At 71.5% G+C, this 18,967-nt stretch carries 16 protein-coding genes; 11 read left to right on the top strand and 5 right to left on the bottom strand.

Going from position 1 to position 18,967, the window contains the following annotated elements; all coding sequences use genetic code 11:
- Positions 1-3: 3 nt before the first annotated feature.
- The gene (locus ACIP84_RS01780; RefSeq protein ID WP_401793292.1) at positions 4-885 is read right to left on the bottom strand and encodes an RICIN domain-containing protein; all 882 of its coding nucleotides are present in this window, start codon (positions 883-885) and stop codon (positions 4-6) included.
- Between the two features lie 231 nt (positions 886-1,116).
- Between ACIP84_RS01780 and ACIP84_RS01775 the strand changes: the two genes are divergently transcribed.
- Both ACIP84_RS01775 and zwf read left to right on the top strand, forming a co-directional pair.
- Positions 1,117-2,007: an oxygenase MpaB family protein gene (locus ACIP84_RS01775; protein WP_401793289.1), complete on the top strand. Its 891-nt coding sequence runs from the start codon at positions 1,117-1,119 to the stop codon at positions 2,005-2,007.
- A gap of 151 nt (positions 2,008-2,158) precedes the next feature.
- Entirely contained in the window at positions 2,159-3,613 is a 1,455-nt protein-coding gene (gene zwf / locus ACIP84_RS01770; protein WP_401793286.1) for a glucose-6-phosphate dehydrogenase, read from the top strand.
- Positions 3,614-3,652: 39 nt separating this feature from the next.
- Here the strand turns inward: zwf and ACIP84_RS01765 are convergent, their stop codons facing one another.
- From ACIP84_RS01765 to ACIP84_RS01755, 3 genes are all read right to left on the bottom strand, one after another.
- Entirely contained in the window at positions 3,653-4,198 is a 546-nt protein-coding gene (locus ACIP84_RS01765; protein ID WP_401793283.1) for a cytochrome b, read from the bottom strand.
- Positions 4,199-4,299: 101 nt separating this feature from the next.
- Complete coding sequence (locus ACIP84_RS01760; RefSeq protein WP_401793280.1) at positions 4,300-4,995, bottom strand: hypothetical protein; 696 nt, start codon at positions 4,993-4,995, stop codon at positions 4,300-4,302.
- Positions 4,996-5,177: 182 nt separating this feature from the next.
- Positions 5,178-6,008, bottom strand: coding sequence for an alpha/beta fold hydrolase (locus ACIP84_RS01755; RefSeq protein WP_401793277.1), 831 nt, complete (start codon positions 6,006-6,008; stop codon positions 5,178-5,180).
- A 436-nt stretch (positions 6,009-6,444) separates the two neighbouring features.
- On the opposite strand from ACIP84_RS01755, the gene ACIP84_RS01750 reads away from it, so the two are divergent.
- Complete coding sequence (locus ACIP84_RS01750) at positions 6,445-6,876, top strand: subtilase-type protease inhibitor (RefSeq protein WP_355968417.1); 432 nt, start codon at positions 6,445-6,447, stop codon at positions 6,874-6,876.
- 157 nt (positions 6,877-7,033) lie between these two features.
- On the opposite strand, the gene ACIP84_RS01745 is transcribed toward ACIP84_RS01750, so the two are convergent.
- The gene (locus ACIP84_RS01745; protein ID WP_401793274.1) at positions 7,034-10,321 is read right to left on the bottom strand and encodes a LamG-like jellyroll fold domain-containing protein; all 3,288 of its coding nucleotides are present in this window, start codon (positions 10,319-10,321) and stop codon (positions 7,034-7,036) included.
- A gap of 758 nt (positions 10,322-11,079) precedes the next feature.
- Between ACIP84_RS01745 and ACIP84_RS01740 the strand changes: the two genes are divergently transcribed.
- The 8 genes from ACIP84_RS01740 (at position 11,080) to ACIP84_RS01705 (ending at position 18,939) form a co-directional block, all read left to right on the top strand.
- Positions 11,080-12,171, top strand: a complete 1,092-nt coding sequence (locus ACIP84_RS01740; protein ID WP_355968411.1) for an ABC transporter substrate-binding protein — start codon at positions 11,080-11,082, stop codon at positions 12,169-12,171.
- Between the two features lie 134 nt (positions 12,172-12,305).
- Positions 12,306-13,964: a sugar ABC transporter ATP-binding protein gene (locus ACIP84_RS01735; protein WP_401793271.1), complete on the top strand. Its 1,659-nt coding sequence runs from the start codon at positions 12,306-12,308 to the stop codon at positions 13,962-13,964.
- Positions 13,961-14,935, top strand: coding sequence for an ABC transporter permease (locus ACIP84_RS01730; RefSeq protein ID WP_401793268.1), 975 nt, complete (start codon positions 13,961-13,963; stop codon positions 14,933-14,935). Before ACIP84_RS01735 ends, ACIP84_RS01730 begins: the two co-directional genes overlap by 4 nt.
- Positions 14,932-15,987 (top strand): ABC transporter permease, encoded by a 1,056-nt coding sequence (locus ACIP84_RS01725; RefSeq protein ID WP_401793265.1) that lies wholly within the window; start codon positions 14,932-14,934, stop codon positions 15,985-15,987. The genes ACIP84_RS01730 and ACIP84_RS01725 overlap by 4 nt, the downstream gene beginning before the upstream one ends.
- 100 nt (positions 15,988-16,087) lie before the next feature.
- On the top strand, positions 16,088-17,125 hold the full coding sequence (locus tag ACIP84_RS01720; protein WP_355968401.1) for a LacI family DNA-binding transcriptional regulator: 1,038 nt from the start codon (positions 16,088-16,090) through the stop codon (positions 17,123-17,125).
- A 99-nt stretch (positions 17,126-17,224) separates the two neighbouring features.
- Entirely contained in the window at positions 17,225-18,325 is a 1,101-nt protein-coding gene (locus tag ACIP84_RS01715) for an aldose epimerase family protein (RefSeq protein ID WP_401793261.1), read from the top strand.
- Positions 18,326-18,443: 118 nt separating this feature from the next.
- On the top strand, positions 18,444-18,668 hold the full coding sequence (locus tag ACIP84_RS01710; RefSeq protein ID WP_401793258.1) for a DUF6479 family protein: 225 nt from the start codon (positions 18,444-18,446) through the stop codon (positions 18,666-18,668).
- Positions 18,669-18,714: 46 nt separating this feature from the next.
- Positions 18,715-18,939, top strand: a complete 225-nt coding sequence (locus ACIP84_RS01705; protein ID WP_355968392.1) for a hypothetical protein — start codon at positions 18,715-18,717, stop codon at positions 18,937-18,939.
- Positions 18,940-18,967: the final 28 nt, after the last annotated feature.

The following is an 18,967-nucleotide window of genomic DNA, read 5'->3' as shown; positions in this document are numbered from 1 at the left end:
CGCTCAGGCCCACTTCTGTCGGACGGTCCGGTCGCAGGACAGCACGCGCAGGCCCTCCGGACTGTCGTCAAGACAGCGTCGGGTCGCGGTGCTGCGGACCTCGAACGACGAGTCGCTCCCCGCGCTGACGGACCAGCGCTGGGAGGCGGCCGGCCCGCAGGGTCCGGTGCGCAGGCCGTCGGCGCCGTGGTCCAGGCACTCGCCGGTCGCATGGTTCCGGAGCTGCGTGCCGCCGTCCCCCGAGGTGCGGACCGTCCAGCGCTGGTACGACATGCCGTTGCACGGGAAGGAACGCGTGCCCTTGTCGAGACTGTCGTCGAGACAGGCTCCCGTAGCGCGGCTCACGAAGATCCTGTCGTGCTCCCTCGCGTCCGACGTGCCGTGCGTCGCCGCGGGCGGAGCGTCGTCACCGGGCGCCGGTGCCGGCGGCCGTACGAGCACGACGCTCCCGGCGCCGAGCACCAGCCCGAGTACGGTCCCGGCCAGCGCCCAGGCGGTACGCCCGCTCCGGAAGGAGGGACGACCTTCCGGGGCACGCTCGGAGGGAGAGCCCCCCGCCGGACCGCCGTCGGCCACGGGCGGCGGAGGTGCCGCGTCCCGCTGACCGGACCGGTCGGTCTGCACCGGTCTGCGCTGGCTCCGGTCTGCCGCCTCCCACAGGTGCCGGAACTCGGCCGGATCGCCGTCCAGCGCCCTGCACAGGTCGTGGACGGTGGACCATGGGGGCACCGTGCTGCCGCAGAAGTACCGGGACAGTGACGAATCGCTGATGCGCACGGTCTCTTCGAGGGCGCGGAGCGTGCGACCGGAACGCCGCTGGAGGTCGCGCAGCGCCCGGCCCAGCACCAGGGCCGGTTCCATGTCGTCAGACCGGTCCGCAGCCATGAGGGCGTCCTTCTGTTCGGGCCGCACGCGAGGATGCGGTCAACCGGCCGCGCAGGCGGGAACACGCTGTTTCAGCAGTTCAGAACCGTAGAATGCGGCCGATCTTGGTGGCAACCGGATCCACTCTCCCGAAGGAATCCGCGCGCTGCGGTTGACGGAGCTCCACGGGTTCCGTGGGCCCCGGCCCCCGCCGCCTCGGCGTTCCGTGCGTCCCCGCGCGACGATGGAAGCGTGAACCTGTCCGACAAGTCGGGTCCGGGCCTGCGTGAGCGGGTCGGCACCAGCCTGTTCAGTCACGTCGCCGGGCCCGCGGGAGCACAGAACCGGGCCCGCATCCACGGCACCCCCGGTCCGCGCTGGTTCGGCCCCGAGCGGCCCATCCGCACCGTCCACGGGGACGCGTCCATGTTCATCGGCGGCCTGAGCGCACTCCTCCTGCAGTCCTTGCACCCGCGCGCGATGGCCGCGGTCGCTGGGCACTCCGGCTTCCGGAGCGACCCCTGGGGGCGCCTCCAGCGCACCAGCACCTTCCTCGCCTTCACGACCTACGGCACCGCCGAGGACGCCCAGCGTGCCGTGGACCACGTCCGTGAGGTGCACGAGCGGATCAGGGGCGCCACCCCCGCCGGCGAGCCCTACCACGCGGCCGACCCGCACCTGCTGTGCTGGGTGCACGTGGCGGAGGTGGACAGCTTCCTGCGCGCACACCAGCGCTTCGGGGCCGACCCGCTGGACGGCGCCGGCTGTGACGCGTACATCGCCGACGCGGCTCGGGTGGCCCACGCCCTCGGCGTCCCCGATCCGCCCCGCGACCGCACCGCCCTCGCGGCCCGGCTGGCGGCCTACCGTCCCGAACTCCGGGCCACCTCGCAGGCCCGGGACGCGGCCCGCTTCGTACTCCACGAACCCCCGCTGCCGTGGGCCGCCCGCGGCCCCTACGCCGTACTCGCGTCGAACGCGGTCCGGCTGCTGCCGCCGTGGGCCCGCACGCTGCTGGACCTCCGCCCGGCGCCGTACCTGCCGGAAGACCTCGTGCGACTGTCCGGACGGGCGCTGACGGGGACGATCCGGTGGGCGATGGCGGCTCTCCCACCCCGCGAGGAGCCCGCCGCGCCACGCTGACGGATCTCCCCGACCATGCCGCTCGTGCGGTCGCCCGGTCGGCCTGCCGGGGGTGCCGGAGTCCCGAGACGGCACCACAGTGGCCCCATGAAGCAGATCCACTCCGCTCCGCACGGCGCTCTCGGCGGCCGTGGCGAAAGGAAGATCTGACGTGACCACACCCCCCGGCCCCGGCGGGTCCGTCGGCCCCGACGACCACGTCATCGTCATCTCCGGCGCCACCGGCGACCTCGCCCGGCGCAAACTCCTGCCGGGCCTGTACCACCTGGCCCGAGCAGGACTGCTCCCCGACCGCTACCGCATCATCGGATCAGCCCCCGCCGCGGTCGCCCTCGGCGACGACGCGTTCCGCGTACACGCGCGCGAGGCGGTCGCCGAGTTCGGCCGGACCAAGCCCGAGGGCGGGGAATGGCGGGACTTCGAGAGTCGGCTGGCCTTCGGCGCCGCCGACCCGGAGGATCCCGGGCCGCTCGTCACCGCCGTACGGGAGGCCCAGCGGGAGATCGGCGGCAGTCCACGACTCCTCCACCACCTCGCCGTACCCCCGCAGGCATGCGCCTCGGTCGTGCAGATGCTCGGGGCCTGCGGGCTCGCCCAGGACGCCCGGGTGATCGTCGAGAAGCCCTTCGGTACGGATCTCGCCTCCGCCCGTGCCCTCAACCGGGCCATCCACACCGTCTTCGACGAATCCCGCGTCTTCCGCATCGACCACTTCCTGGGCAAGGAGTCCGTCGACAACATCCTCGCCCTGCGCTTCGCCAACGGACTCCTCGAACCGGTCTGGAACCGCGACCACATCAGCCACGTGCAGATCGACGTCCCCGAACACATCGACATCCAGGGCCGCGCGCAGTTCTTCGAAGGCACCGGCACCTTCCGCGACATGATCGTCACGCACCTGTTCCAGCTCCTCGGGTTCGTCGCCATGGAGCCGCCGGCCACCCTGGACGCGAACTCCCTGCGCGCGGAGAAGGACAAGGTCTTCCAGAGCCTGCGTCCCCTCGACCCGGCCCGGGTGGTTCGCGGACAGTACGACGGCTACCGCGACGAACCCGGAGTCGACCCGGCCTCCGACACCGAGACCCTCGCGGCGCTGTGCCTCGAGATCGACAACTGGCGCTGGGCCGGCGTCCCCTTCTACCTCCGCTCCGGCAAAGCTCTCGCCGAGAGCCGCCACGTCATCACCCTGGGATTCCGCGAACCGCCCCTGCGGATGTTCCCGCTGGGCGCCCGGGAATCCGCCGAGGGCCGCCACAACGAACTGGTCATCGACTTCGACGACCCCGGAACCATCACCGCACGCTTCCTCGCCAAGCGGCCCGGCCCCGACATGCGCCTGGCCCAGGCCGAGATGGTCTTCGACTACGCCGGTTCCTTCACCCAGGACCATGCGCTGGAGGGCTACGAGCGCCTCATCCTGGACGCGATGCTCGGAGACCAGTCCCTCTTCACCGACGCCGCAGGCATCGAACGCCTCTGGGAGGTGGCCGCTCCCCTCCTGCAGTCCCCACCGCCGGTCGAGCCGTACGCCCCGGGATCCTGGGGACCGGACAGCCTGCGCCGGCTCATCAGCCCCCACCGCTGGTATCTGCCGGAAGGCGGCTGACGCCGCGACACCACCCCCGTACGAACACGCCTCTCGGGTTCACAGCATGCGGGCGAGGAGGTGGTCCCGGTTGATCAGCTGGTGCTTGAGCACCAGCCCGACATGCGCCGCGACGGCGACGTGGAGGAGCACCTGGGCGGCGATGTGGAGGGCGAGCAGGTCTTCACCGGACAGCAGCAGGGCGAGACCGGTGGCGGGGGCGGCGAACGTGGCCGCGTACAGGACGACCTCCGTGGCGTGGGCGAGGCGACGCTCCCTGACGGTGAGGGTCGGTGCCCACGGCGGAAGGGGCGTGGCCAGCCGCCAGACGAGCCGGGTGATGCCGAGCAGCAGCACGGTGCCGCCGAGGACGACGTGCACGGTGAGCAGCGTGTCGTCCCCGAAGGGTGCGTACGCGTCGTGGTCTCCGCCACGGCCCCGCCCCCTGCCGGAGTCCTCGCCCCGTCCCCTGCCCCGGCCGCTGTCGTCCGCGTCCAGGAGGTAGCCCACGGCGAACTGCGCGGCGATGGCCGCGAACAGCGTCCAGTGCAGGGTCTTGGTCACGATCCCGTAGCCGTGCGGACCGTTGCGTAGCTGGGAGCCCATGGCTCCAACGTGCCTCATCCGAGGGCCTGACGGCGTCGCGACACGGTGTCCTGATCGGGTTCGGGATCACGCTCGCCGCCTCCCGGCCCTGGCCTCCGCGGTCACACCTTGCGGTACTGCTGGGCCTTGCCGCGATCCCTCACGCTGATGCCCCGTGTCCGCAACTCCTCACGGGCCTCGTCGGCGGCGCCCGTGCGGTCGTCGGCGAGCGCCCGTCGGCGCTGCCGCAGCAGCGCGTGCGTGCGCTCGTCGAGGTCCGGCGTGTTGTCGACCCAGACCGTGTAGGCGGACTCGTGCGGGTCGACGGTGCCGCGCCAGGGATAGCCGTGCTGCTCGAAAGCGGACCGCAGGCGCTCCGCGAGGCCGCTGTCGACCCTCGTCCGGACATGCTCCCCACCGTCGGCACCGCGCAGCACCAGATCGCGGCCGTCGGTGAACACCTCGGCGAGCTGCGCCCGTTCGACGTGGTGGCCGCCGCCGTCGGCACGGACGACGACGCGGTCGGCGCCCACCTCGACCACGGGGTTCTCCGCGCGCCAGACGCCCGCCACCCACGCCCCGGCCAACGCGCCGACGAGCGTCAGCGCCGGCACGGCCCAGACGAGGGGCAGTGCGGCCGCCAGCCTGAGCGGGCCCGGCGCACCGTCGAAGAGGCGGATCGTCCAGTCGGCGACCGGGCCCACGGCGAACGCCGCACCGACGCCGAGCCCGGCCCCGATCAGGATGACGGCCCACAGCCATGCCTCGGGCAGTCGCACGGTGACCGGGGGTTCCTGCTTGACCATCGTCGCTCTCACTCTCTCGGTCTCCGGCCCCTCACGAAGGGCCCGGCCCGGTAGCTCTCCTGGCCAGCTTCACAGGCCGGTACCGGGCCGGACATCGGCCGAGAGTCTCCGAGTCGGCGGGAGGAGTGCGACTTAGGTCTCGATCTTCAGCCCACTCCCGGAGAGCGGTGACCACCCCTGGCGGTCTCGCCGCCTCACTCCTCGACGAACGCGAGGAGGTCGGGGTTCACGGTGTCGGGGTGCGTGGTCAGCATGCCGTGGGGGAGGCCCTCGTAGCTCTTCAGCCTGCCGTTGCGCAGCAGCTTCGCCGACAGGGGTGCCGAGTCGTCGTAGGGGACGATCTGGTCGTCGGTGCCGTGGGCGACCAGGACGGGCACGGTGATCTGCTTCAGGTCCTCGGTGAAGTCCGTCTCGGAGAACGCCTTGATGCAGTGGTAGTGGGCGTTGGCCGCGCCGCTCATGCCCTGTCGCCACCAGTTGTCGATCACGCCCTGGGACACCTCGGCGCCCGGGCGGTTGAAGCCGTAGAAGGGCCCCGCCGGAACGTCGACGTAGAACTGGGCTCGGTTGGCGACGAGCGAGGCCCGGAAGCCGTCGAAGACCTCGATCGGCAGGCCGCCCGGGTTGGAGTCGGACTTGACCATGATGGGTGGGATCGCCCCGACGAGCACGGCCTTCGCCACCCGTCCCTGCTTGGCGCGGGCGACGTACCTGGCGACTTCGCCGCCCCCGGTCGAATGGCCGATGTGGACGGCGTCGCGCAGGTCCAGCGCGTCGGTCACCGCTGCCACGTCGGCCGCGTAGGTGTCCATCTCGTGGCCGGTCGAGCTCTGGCCGGAACGGCCGTGACCGCGCCTGTCGTGGGCGATGACCCGGTAGCCGTGCTCCAGGAAGAAGAGCATCTGGTTGTCCCAGTCGTCGCCGCTCAGAGGCCAGCCGTGATGGAACACGATCGGTTGTGCGTCGCGTGGCCCCCAGTCCTTGTAGAAGATGCTGGTGCCGTCTTGTGTCGTGACCGTTCCCACGGATTTCCTCCGCCCAGACGTACCGATGAGATGACCCCTGCAGGTCTGTCCACAGGCCTCGGTGCAAGAACATACCCGCATGCGGCATATCTCTCATTTGGGGCAATAGGAGGGATGCGCTCCGCGCGGGGCCCGGGTGAGCGTCGCTTATCGGTCGTACTGAACGACCGGTCGGTAAACCTCGGGCGTCCTTTCGCAGGCCGGCGACCGCCCGGGGCCTGGAGTGGGCGGGGGCGGGGCGCCGGCGGAGCCGTGCGGGGCGGGCCCTGACCTGCTGAACGTTCATTCGATCAACGGCATGCGGGCGCGCGTGTCCGGATACCGACCACGAAGATGCGATCGCTCTGCGTGTCAGACACACTCCGAAGCGCAAGTGAGGCGGTGATCGAAAGGTAGATGACGCCTCAACCCTTCGAATTGAAAGTGAATCCCTGTCATGCTTCGTCGTTTCGCTGCGGTCTCCGCGTCCGCTCTCCTCTGTCTCGCCGGCACCGCCGGTCTCGCGGAGGCCCGGGGCGAGAGCCTGTACACCCCCTCCGCCGTCGTGCTGAGCATCAGCAAGGGCGCCGACGCGAGTGAGTCCACCGTCCTGCGCGCGGTCACCCTCAGCTGCGCGCCGACCGCCCACGGAACGCATCCGGCCCCCGAGGCCGCCTGCGCCGAGCTCAAGGCCGGCTCCCAGGACGGCGCCTTCGAGGGGCTGCTCGCCTTACCGGCCCCGGACCGGATGTGCCCGCAGCACTTCGACCCGGTCACCGTCACCGTGGACGGCGTGTGGGAGGGGTCCCGCACCTCGTGGCAGTACACGTTCGGCAACGCCTGCGCCATGGGTGTCAGTCTGAACGGAGGGGCGGCCTTCGCGTTCTGACGACCGGCGGCGGCGTCGCCGTCCTGGGGCGATCGCCGGATCCGGTCGGACGACGGGGGCACGGCTCCGCCCCGCACGCCGGCCGGAGAGGGCGGCGTACGGGGCGGGGCGGCGGCGTACGGGGCGGAGCCGCTCGCGGGCGGGTCGCGCCGTGGGGCTACGGCTTCTGCTCCGCGTGGAGGGCGGCCACCTCCTCGGAGCTCAGCGCCTTGTCGAAGGCGCGGACCTGGTCGACCGAGCCCTTCCAGAAGTCGACGTTCCCACCGCTCCACTTGGCTCGGCCCACGGACAGCGGCCCGGTGCCGACGTCCGCCGGTCCGGGGGCGGCCGTCGCCACGAGGGCACCGTCGACGTACAGCCTGAGCTCGTTCTTCGCGGCGTCACGGACCCCGACGAGGTGGTACCAGCGGCCCGTCTCGGGGGTGGTGACATAGCGGGCGCGGTTGCCGCCGGGCGTGCTGAAGGCGAAGGCGCCCTGCCCGTACTGCAGGTAGAAGGGGTTCTCCTGGCGCCGGCCGTCCTGGCTGACCACGGTCGCGTAGTTGCCGGGCAGGGAGTCGAGCGTCGCCCACGCCGACACCGAGTAGCTGGTGGTGGTGTCCACCACGGGGCCCTCGGTCTCGGCGTACTGGCTCTCGCCGTCGAACTTCAGGGCGCTGCCGTGCACTCCGGGGGCCCAGGTGGTGCCCCCGGAGAGCTTCAGGTCCTGGGCGTTCGGGCCCGCGTCCCGGGCGGTCGTCCCGGTGCCCTCGTCGAGGGCCCAGGACCCGCCGCCCTTGAGCTGATCGCGCTCGCCCGCCGCGGCGCCGGCCGCGATGACCTTCCGGTTGATCTCACGGACGCGCACCGGGTCGACCTTGATCTCCCTGCGGTCGTACGTGTAGAGGCCGTTGAGCTCGTTCTCCAGGTCGGAGATCTGGGTGTAGATGGAGCCGGAGAGCTCGGCGCCGGCGGCCTCCAGGTAGTACTTCTCCGTGTTCTCCACGTACTTGCGGGTGAGCGCCTCCTTGTCGGCGACGCCGCTGTAGATCACGGTCGGCGCGCCGGGCCACATGTGGCCGGGGGCGCGGAGGGTGAAGCCGCCGTGCTCGCCGTCCATGGCCGCGCGCTCGGCGTCGGGGAAGGCCGGGTCGGTGTTGTTGTAGTCGTGGTGGTCGATGATGTCGCCCTTGCCCGAATCCCCCTTGGAGTTGCAGCAGTTGACGCCGCTGTGGGCGTTGACGACACGGGACGGGTCAGCCGCCTTGACGGACTCGGCGATGCGTCCGGTCTCCTCGCGGTTCCACTCGCCCCAGCCCTCGTTGAAGACGATCCAGCCGATGACGGAAGGGGAGTTGTGGTGCTGGCGCATCATCTCGCGGCCCTGGTCGACGAAGGCCTTGTGGCCCGTCCCGTCGGTGAGGTCACCCGAGACGAAGTCCTGCCAGACCAGCAGACCGAGCCGGTCCGCGTGGTAGAACCAGCGCGGCGATTCCACCTTGATGTGCTTGCGCACGGCGTTGAAACCGAGCTTCTTGTGCGCTTCCAGGTCGAAGGCGAGGGCCTTGTCGCTGGGCTGGGTGTAGAGGCCGTCGGGCCAGAATCCCTGGTCGAGGGTGGCGAGGGAGTAGACCGGCTTGCCGTTGAGCACCAGCTTCTGGAAGCCGCCGACCTTCTCGATCGCGATCTTCCGCATGCCGAAGTAGCTCCGGACGGTGTCGGTCGACCGTCCCTGGACCAGCTTCACGTCGAGGTCGTAGAGGTACGGGTCGTCCGGGCTCCAGAGCCGCTGGTTCGCCACGGGCAGGCGAAGCGGCGTGTTGGCCGGTCCGCCGACCCGGCCGACGACCTTGCCGCGGGCGTCCCGGGCGACGGCTTCGACACGTGCGCCGGACGTGGCGTCGTCGGACGCGACGGTCACCGCCAGGCTGCCGGTGTCGATGTCGGGAGTGGTGACGACGTCGTCGATGGAGACGGGGGCGACCGGTTCCATCCAGACGGTCTGCCAGATACCCGACGACTGGGTGTAGAAGATGCCGCCGGGGTTGGTGGACTGCTTGCCGGTGGGCTGGTTCCGGCCACCGGTGTCGGTGACCGCGACGACGACCTCCTGCGGTCCCGTCCCCTTGATCGCGTCGGTGACGTCGGCGCTGAAGGCGGTGTAGCCGCCGGTGTGCTCGGCGACCTGCTCGCCGTTGACCCAGACCCGGGCCTGGTAGTCGACGGCGCCGAAGTTGAGCTTCAGGCGGTTGTCCCTGCCGCCGGTGCCGACCTTCCAGTCCTTCGGCACGTTCACGAGCCTGCGGTAGAACATGTGGTCCTCGTGCCGCTCGACGCCGGAGAGCTGCGACTCGACCGGGAACGGCACGATGATCTTCTCGTCGAGGTCCTTGCCGAAGGCCGGCTGCTCGCCGGCGTCGGCCCCGGAGAACTGCCAGGGGCCGTTGAGGTTCTTCCACTTGCCGCGCACCTGCTGCGGGCGCGGGTACTCGGGCAGCGGGTTCTTCTCGTCCAGTCGGTCGCCCCACGCGGTGGTCAGCCGGTGGGCGGAGAGGTTCTTCGCGGAGCGGAGGATCGGCGGAACCGTCTCCCCGCCGTTCTTCAGCCCGCCCTTCCCGTCGTAGTCGACCCTGACCCGCTGGTTCTTCTGGATCGGCTCGGAGAGGGTGACGAGGACGGAGTCGCGGTCGTCCGGAGCGACCGTGACCGAGCGGATCGGCATGGGCGTGGTGTCGGCCTCGACCGTGAGGTGGTCCTTCACGGCGGCGAGATCGGAGACCCTGCCGTCGAACCGCGCACGCAGCCGGCGACCGCTCTCGTCCACGGTCAGCTCGACGGGATAGACCTCGAAGTCGGCGGGCGGGGTGAACGCCGACTCCGGCACGAGCTGCTTGGCCATCGTCGGAGTCGACCAGCGCAGGAACATGTTGGCGCCGCCGACGTCCTGGAACATCTCCAGGCGGAAGTCGTGCTTCTCACCGGCTGTGAGCCGGATCGAGGCGCTGGTCTGTTCCTTGTCCCAGTCGGGGATCCAGTGGTCGATGACCGGCTTCCCGTCGATGAAGAGGCGGAAGCCGTTGTCGCCGATGCCGTAGAACGTGTAGTCGCCGGTGGCCGGCGCCTCGATCCGGCCCGTCCAGCGGGCCGTGGTGTGCTCGGTCCGGCCGGTGAGGCTCTGGAAGGTGCCCGTGAGACCGGAGAAGTCGACCTGCGGGTCGAGGGACGTGCCGCCGAGCGTGGCGAAGTCCCGCGCGCCCGGTGCGGACATGCTGAAGTACTCGCCCTTCAGGCCGTGCACCTCGATGGCGGGCTTCTCGGCGTTCGCGTTCTCGGCGGGGACGGCGCTCGCACCGCGGGGCGGTGCCGCGGCCGACGCGGTGGACAGCAGGGTGCTCGTGGGCAGCACCAGGACCGCCGCCGTGAGGAGGGCCCAGATTCTGGTGCGGGGGCGGGTGTGTCGTGTCATCGAATCTTTCCTCGGGGGAGAGGGGAGTCGGAGCCGGACCGGGGGAGGGCGTGACGGCTGCACCGCTGTGCGGGGTTCGCGGGTGGGCGGGTTGGCAAGGGGACGTGGTGCCGTGGTGACGAGCCGCTGGTACGACGTCTGGGCGGCCGGGGTGCCGCCCGCACGGCCGTCGCCGTCAGCACGACCGTCGCCGTGAGGCGGTCGTACGGGTCGCGCGGAGGCTGTACGGGCGTCATGCGGCCGGTCACACGGTGGCCGTACGGCGGTCGTACGTCCGGCGCGCGGCCACTCGCTCGACCGCTCGACCGCTCGACCGCTCAAGCGGCGTCGGGCAGACGGCGGCCGAGTCCGGCACAGTGCGGAACGGACGGCCGACGGCGGTGGCCGGCCACCATTCCAACGTTGGAAATCGGCGTGCAGCGGAATGACAGCACGCCGCCCGGCGCCTGTCCAGACCCCTTGCACGGTTCTGCTGACCACGCCTCACCACCCGTGTGGCGCGACGGCGTCGCCGCGTGAGAGCGCGTTCAAGAAACGTCGTGCCGAACCCTTGCCGTGTGCTCCGCGGCCCAGTTATAACGTTGTAAAGCCGCCGACGCCGCCCGGCTACCCGTCGGGCGTCAAGGGCGGGTCTTCGCAGTTCAGGCGCATGTCGGCCAAGAGGGCGCAGCCTTCCCTGACGCGCCGACAACGTTTCCCATCCCCGCGCGACCGCACGCCACTCGGCGGTGCTGTCCCCCGCCAAGGAGTGTCTTGACGTGACCCTTCCGAAGAGATCCCGCGCGCTGTCCGTCGCCTGTCTCGTGGTCGCCAGCACCACCCTGGCACTGAGCGGCTGCGCCAAGTCCGAGACCTCCGACCAGGCCGGCGGCGACAGCAGTCAGGGCGCCCAGGTCGTCCAGACCCCCACGGCGTCGGCGGCCACCGGCTCCGGCTGCTCCCTGACCACGTACGGCGCTCCGAAGTTGGACCTCAAGAACGCGGTCGTCGGCTTCTCCCAGTCGGAGAAGGAGGCCAATCCGTTCCGCATCGCCGAGACGCAGTCCATCAAGGACGAGGCCGCGAAGATCGGGGTGAAGAGGCTGCTCACCACGAACGCGCAGTCGCAGCTCTCCAAGCAGATCAGCGACATCCAGGACATGCTGGCGCAGGGCGCGCAGTTCCTGATCGTCGCGCCGCTCAACTCCGACGGCCTGGAACCGGCCCTCCAGGCGGCGGCCGCGAAGAAGGTCCCGGTCCTCACGATCGACCGCAAGGTCAACGCGACGGCCTGCAAGGACTACCTGGCCTTCCTCGGCTCGGACTTCGTCGAGCAGGGCAAGCGCGCCGCCGACGCGATGATCAAGGCAACGGGTGGCAAGGGCAAGGTCGCCATCCTCCTCGGCTCCTCCGGCAACAGCGTCACGACCGACCGCACCAAGGGCTTCGTCGACCAGGTCGGGGCCCAGGCCCCGGGCATCGAGATCGTCGCCCAGCAGACCGGCGAGTTCGCCCGCGACAAGGGCCAGCAGGTCATGGAGCAGCTCATCCAGTCGAAGCCCGACATCACGGCGGTCTACGCGGAGAACGACGAGATGGCGCTGGGCGCCGTGACCGCGCTCAAGGCCGCGGGCAAGGCCCCCGGCAAGGACGTCAAGGTCGTCTCCATCGACGGCACGCGCAACGCCGTCCAGGCCCTCGCCAACGGCGAACTCAACGCCGTCATCGAGTCCAACCCGCGCTTCGGACCCCTCGCCTTCGCCACCGCCCAGAAGTTCTACGCCGGCGAGGGCATCCCCGAGGACGTCATCATCGCGGACCGCGCCTACGACGCCGCCAACGCCAAGGCGTCCCTCGGCGGAGCGTACTGACGCCGGGACTCCGCCACCTCCCGTCGCCCGGTCGTCCGGTCACCACGGACCTCCCCGCCCGTGGTGACCGGCCCGTCCCGCATGACCCCCTCCTACCACGCACCCGCACGAACCATCTCCGGAAGGCCACGCTCATGGCACCCCCCGAAGCGGCCCCGTCCGTGCTGGACGGCACCGAGCCGTCCGTCGCGCCGACGGTGCTGGAGGCGCGCGGCGTCGGGAAGCGATTCCCCGGCGTCGTGGCCCTCGACGACGTGTCGTTCACGCTCCGCGCCGGTGAGACGCATGCGCTCGTCGGCGAGAACGGCGCGGGCAAGTCCACCCTGATCAAGGTGCTGACGGGCGTGCACCGGCCGGACAGCGGCGAGTTGCTGCTCTCCGACCGGCCCGTCCACTTCTCGCGCCCGTTCGAGGCGCAGCAGGCGGGCATCTCCACGATCTACCAGGAGGTGAACCTGGTTCCGCTGATGAGCGTGGCGCGCAACATCTTCCTCGGCCGCGAGCCCCGGACCCGCCTCCGCCTGATCGACTTCTCGCGGATGCACGCCGAGGCCGGGGCCCTCCTCGACGGGTTCGGCGTCCGCGTCGACCCCCGCCGGCCGCTGCACACCCTGGGCATCGGCGCGCAGCAGATGGTGGCGCTCGCCCGCGCCGTGTCGGTCCGGGCCCATGTGGTCGTCATGGACGAGCCCACCTCCTCCCTTGAGCCGCGCGAGGTCGAGACGCTGTTCCGGGTGATCGGCGACCTGCGCCGGCAGAACATCGCCGTCGTCTACGTGAGCCACCGCATGGACGAGCTCTACCGGATCTGCGACCGCGTCACGGTGCTCCGCGACGGACGGCACATCCACACCGGCGACCTGGCAGCCCTCGACCGGATGCAGCTGGTCTCCATGATGCTGGGCCGGGAACTGTCCGAGGTCCGCCGGCACGGCACGACGAGCTTCGCGGGCGAGGGACACGACATCGCGCGCAAGCCCGTCCTCACGGCGACCGGAATGGTCAGGAGGCACCAACTGGACGACATCTCGCTGGAACTCCACCCGGGGGAGGTGCTGGGCCTCGGAGGTCTGCTGGGCTCAGGCCGCAGCGAGACCGCGAAGGCGCTCGCCGGAGCCCTGCCGCTGGACACCGGGCGGATCACCGTCGACGGCGCGCCGCTCGACCGGATGTCCTCGGCGAGTGCCATCCGCGCCGGGATCAGCCTCCTGCCGGAGGACCGCAAGGCCGAGGGCATCGTGCCCGGCCTCTCCGTGCGCGAGAACATCGTGCTCGCGGCGCTGCCACGCCTCTCCCGCGCGGGCATCGTCTCCCGCGCGCAGCAGGACCGTGTCGTCGACATCTTCGTGAAGCGGCTGCGGATCAAGGCGTCGAGCCCCGAGCAGAAGGTCGGCGAACTGTCCGGCGGGAACCAGCAGAAGGTGCTCCTGGCCCGGTGGCTGTGCCTCGAACCCAAGGTGCTGCTGCTCGACGAACCCACCCGTGGCATCGACGTCGGTGCCAAGGCCGAGGTGCAGGCCCTCATCGACGAGCTGGCCCAGGAGGGCCTCGCCGTCCTCCTGATCTCGTCCGACATCGAGGAGCTGGTCGAGGGCTCCGACCGGATCGTCGTCCTGAGGAACGGGGCCACGGCGGGTGAACTGACCGGGGACCAGGTGTCGGAGAGCGAACTGCTCGCCGTACTGGCGGACCACTCCCCGGCGGCGGCGACGGCGACCGAGAAGGCAGCAAGGACAGCGGACGGGGCCGCGGCCGCAGGCCGGACCGAGGACGCCGAGGAGGACCTCCGATGACCACTCAGGTGACCGCGGCGCCGCCGGTCGGCGTCCCCGGACGACGCAGCGCCCCGGCCTGGTTCCAGGAGTACGGCGTGTACGCGGCGGTGGCAGCGCTCCTGCTGTTCAACGCCCTCTTCACCGAGCACTTCCTCACCGTCGACAACCTCCGCACCCAGCTGATCCAGGTCGCCCCGATCGTCATCGTGGCCCTCGGCATGGCCCTGGTGATCGGGACCGAGGGAGTCGACCTGTCCGTGGGGTCGGCCATGGCGCTGGCAGCGGCACTCCTGCCGCTGTACCTGGGCTACGGCCTCGTGCCCGCCCTGCTGATCGCGCTGCTCGCCGGCGCCGTCGTCGGGGCGGTGAACGGCGCCCTCGTGTCCGTCGTCGGACTCCAGCCCATCGTCGCCACCCTGGCCCTGTTCGTCGGCGGACGCGGCATCGCGCTCGTGATGGCGGACGGTCAGCTCAAGCAGATCGTCAACCCCGACCTGCTGTCGCTGGGCACCGGCAGCCTCCTCGGCATCCCGCTGGTCGTCCTGATCGCGGCCGTACTGGCGCTCGCGGTGGCCTTCCTCGTGCACCGGACCACGTTCGGACGCCAGGTCGTCGCGATCGGCGGCAACCGGTCCGCGGCCGCCCTCTCCGGACTCCCCGTCAAGCGGGTGCTGACCGGGGTGTACATCCTGTGCGGGGTGCTCGCCGCCCTCGCGGGCATCCTGGCCACCGCCCGCCTCACCGCGAGCGACCCGTCGTCCCTCGGCACCCTCATGGAGCTGTCCGCGATCACCGCGGTGGTCGTCGGCGGAACCCCGCTGAGCGGCGGGTCCATCCGGGTGCTCGGCACCGTCGCGGGTGCGCTGCTGATGCAGTTGCTGCGCGCCACACTCGTCAAGCACGACCTGCCCGACTCCACCGCCCAGATAGCCCAGGCCGCCATCATCATCGCCGCCGTCTACGTCGCACGGGAGCGCCGATCCCGATGAACCCCACCTCCTCGCTCGCCGCACCGGGGAAGGGCACCACGCCCTCCGTGCCCACCGGGAGCGGTGCCGCCGCCGACCGCCGGCGGGCCGACGTCTCCGGCCGGCAACGGCTCGCCGCGCTCGTGCAGCGCCAGGGCGTCCTCGCCGTCCTGCTCCTCGTCGTCCTGATCGCCTCCTCCGTCTACCCCACGTTCGCCACCCTCGACAACGCGCGGGGAGTGACGGTGCAGGCGTCGTTCCTGGCCGTCGTCGCGCTCGGCATGACCCTGGTGATCATCACCGGTGGCATCGACCTGTCCGTCGGCTCGGTCTTCGCGCTGGGCGGGGTGCTCGCCGCCTGGGCCTCCCAGTGGGGCATCCTGCCCGCCCTCCTCGTACCGCTCGCGGTCTGCGGGGCGATCGGCCTGGTCAACGGTCTGCTGATCGCCCGGGCCGGCATGGCACCCTTCATCGTCACGCTCGCCTCCCTCCTCGGCGCGCGCGGGCTGCTGCTCGCCCTCACCGACGAGGGCGCCACCACGTACCTGGTGCCCAAGGGCTCGGCGTTCGCGGAACTCGGCCAGGGCAGCATCGGGGGCTTCGGCTACCCGATCCTCATCGCCCTCGCCCTCTTCGCGGCCGGGGGGCTGGTCCTCCAGCGCACGTCGTTCGGCCAGACACTGTTCGCCGTCGGCGGCAGCAGCGACGCGGCCACCCTGATGGGCCTGCCGGTGGCGCGGGCGAAGGTGACGGTGTACCTGCTGAGCGGTCTCCTCGCGGGACTCGCGGGGGCCGTCAACGCGGCCCGGCTCTCCTCCGGTGTCACGATCATCGGCGCGGGCATGGAGCTCGACGCGATCGCCGCCGTCGTCATCGGCGGAACGCTGCTGGTCGGCGGCGCCGGGTCGGTGAGCGGCACCCTCTGGGGGGTGCTGCTGCTCGCCGTCATCCAGAACCTCATCAACCAGATCGGCACGCTCAACTCCTCGTACCAGTCGGTGGTGAGCGGTGGGTTCCTCATCCTCGTCGTGGTCGCCCAGCGCTACCTGTCGCGGAGCCGAAGTACCGTCTGACGGAGACGGATCATGCTCGGACTAGAGCCGTTCCAGACCAGTTCCAGAGCCGTTCCAGAACCGGCCCAGAACCGACCCAGAGCCGAATCAGAGGAGTGCCGTGGGCGTCAGCCTCAAGGACGTCGCGCAGCGGGCAGGCGTGTCGATCAAGACCGTGTCCAACGTCGTGAACAACTACCCCCACGTCACGCCCCAGATGCGCGCCAAGGTGCAGCAGGCCATCGACGAACTCGGGTACCGGCCGAACCTCACCGCCCGGCATCTGCGCAAGGGGCGCACCGGCATCATCGCCTTCGCCGTGCCCGAGCTCGGCAACCCGTACTTCGCGGAGCTGGCCGGCGCCATCATCGACGCCGCCGCCCAGCACGACTACACCGTCCTCGTCGACCACACGGCGGGGCTCCGCGAGCGGGAACTGCTGGTCTGCCAGGAGTTCCGCTCCCACGTCATCGACGGCCTGATCCTGAGCCCGATCCATCTGGAGACGGCCGATCTGGTCGCCCGGCAGGAGACCTCGCCCCTGGTGCTGCTCGGCGAGCGCGAGTACGAGGCGCCGTACGACCAGATCGCCATCGACAACGTGGCGGCGGCGCGCGAGGCGGTCCGCCACCTGGTGGGCCTGGGCCGCCGCCGCATCGCGTTCCTCGGCTCCCGCACGGACCGCGAACGCCGACCCGCGCACCTGCGGCTGCGCGGCTGGCGGGAGGAGCTCGTCGCCTCGGGCCTCGAGCCCGCCGAGACACTGGTCGTCGCCACGGACGGCTACGGCCGCTCCGACGGCGCGGCGGCGATGTCGGCGCTCCTGGACCGGGGGGAGCGGCCCGACGCGGTCTTCGCGTACAACGACCTCATCGCCCTCGGCGCCCTGCGGACCCTCACCGAACGCGGCCTCCGTGTCCCCGACGACATCGCCGTGGTCGGCTTCGACGACATCGAGGAAAGCCGCTTCGGCGCGATCAGCCTCACCACCGTCGCCCCCGACAAGCACGCCATCGCCCGCCTGGCCGTGGACCGCCTCGTCGAGCGGCTCAGCGGGCGGTCGGACTCCGAGCCGCGCAGGATCAGCCCCGGGTACGAGCTCGTCGTACGGGAGTCCACCGGAGGCGGCGCCGTACGGGCTCCGACCCCTACCCCGTAGCCGTACCCGAAGCCGCCCCCGCTACCGGCTCCGGCGACGACAGCCGGTCCGAGCCGGCCTCCTGACCGTCCGACCATCCGCTCGCCCTGAGGACTCGCCATGCTCCGACCCACCGTCCGCCACCGGCCGTTCGGCACCGCCCCGAGCGGAGGGGAGGTCGGCCTCTGGCGGCTGGAATCCGCCTCCGGCGTGTACGCCGAGATCCTCACGTACGGGGGCGTCCTGCACTCCCTGGGCGTGCCCGACACCGAAGGCCGGACGGCCGACGTGGTCCTCTCCCTGCCCTCGGTGGACCAGTACGCCGAGAAGGGCCCGTACCTCGGTGCGCTGATCGGCCGGTACGCCAACCGCATCGCCCACGGCACCTTCACCCTCGACGGCACCACGCACCACATCCCCCTCAACGACCGCGGTCACGCCCTGCACGGCGGTCCCCAGGGGTTCGACACCCGGGTGTGGGACGCGCGCCCCCTCACGGACGGCGACACGGCCGCGCTCCGGCTGTCGCTGCACAGCCCCGACGGCGACATGGGCTTCCCCGGAGCTCTCGACGTCGCCGTCACGTACTCCCTCGACGGCGCCGGCACGCTGTCCGTCGACTGCACCGCGACCACCGACCGCCCGACCGTGGTCAGCCTCACCCACCACGCCTACTTCAACCTCGCGGGTGCCGGGGACGTCCTGGGCCACACGCTCCAGATCGACTCCGAGGCCTATCTGCCGGTCGACGACGACGGCATCCCGCTCGGCCCCCTCCGGGACGTGACGGGTACGCCCTTCGACCTGACGTCCCCCCGGCTTCTCGGCGACTGCGTCCGCGCGGCCGACGACCAGATCGGCCGTGCCGGCGGGTACGACCACTGCTGGGCGCTGCCGGGAGGGGAGCCGGGCCCGCTGCGGTACGCGGCCCGGCTGACGGCTCCCGCGGAGACCCGTGTCATGGAGGTGTGGACGACGGCACCGGGCATGCAGGTCTACACCGCCAACCACCTGGACGGATCCCTCATCGACGGGACGGGGCGCGCCCACGAGCGCCACAGCGCGGTCTGCCTGGAGACGCAGCACTACCCCGACGCCCCCAACCGGCCAGAGTACCCCAGCGCGGTGCTGCGCCCCGGCGCCGCCGCACACCGGCGTACGGAGTTCCGCTTCCCGCACCTCGACGGCGGGGCGGAGCGGCGGCCACAGCGGTCGAGCTGAGGAGGCCGGCCGGAGCGCGCGCCTCGGTGGTCCAAGGGGACCGGGGGATTGATTCCGATCTCGGGGGGTAGCCGCCGAACTCAGACGGTTCGATCCGTTCCCGACAGGAAGGGTCCCCATGATTTTCTCGACAGTCACCGCCTCCGAACTGGCCGCCTCCGGCTCACCCGCCCTGCTGCTGATCCTGGTCGGGGTGCTGATCGCCGTCCTGCTGATCGCCGCCTTCTGGTGGGGCTCCCGGCGCGCGGCCCGCAGACGGGCCTCCGCCCCCGTCGCCCAGCCGCCGGCGGCCGAGGCGAGGCGGGACTCCTGGACCGCGCCGGACGAGCGGCCGGACCGATGAGGACGCCCCGAGGCCGGACCGACGAGGATTGCCGAAGGAGGACCCCGTGAAGGAACGAGCGAACGAGGACGAGCGGCGCCGCCGCACCACCCCCACCACTCCGGCGGGCGCCGAGGGCGAGAGCGGCGACAAGGAGGCGCGCGAGGAGGCCGAGGAGGCCGTGGCGCACCGCGCCGGTGACACCGACCGGGAGGGCGCCGACGGCCACCGGGCCAAGCGGCAGCGCCCTGGCCTCGGCCGGGAGGAGCAGACCCGGGACCAGGAGGAATGACGCCCGGCCTCCCCGAGTCACCCCGGGA

Origin of the sequence: Streptomyces sp. NPDC088707 (genome assembly GCF_044752725.1) — a bacterium.
Classification (GTDB): domain Bacteria; phylum Actinomycetota; class Actinomycetes; order Streptomycetales; family Streptomycetaceae; genus Streptomyces.
Note: the sequence above shows the minus strand (reverse complement) of the source record. Positions and strands in the feature narration are given on the sequence as shown.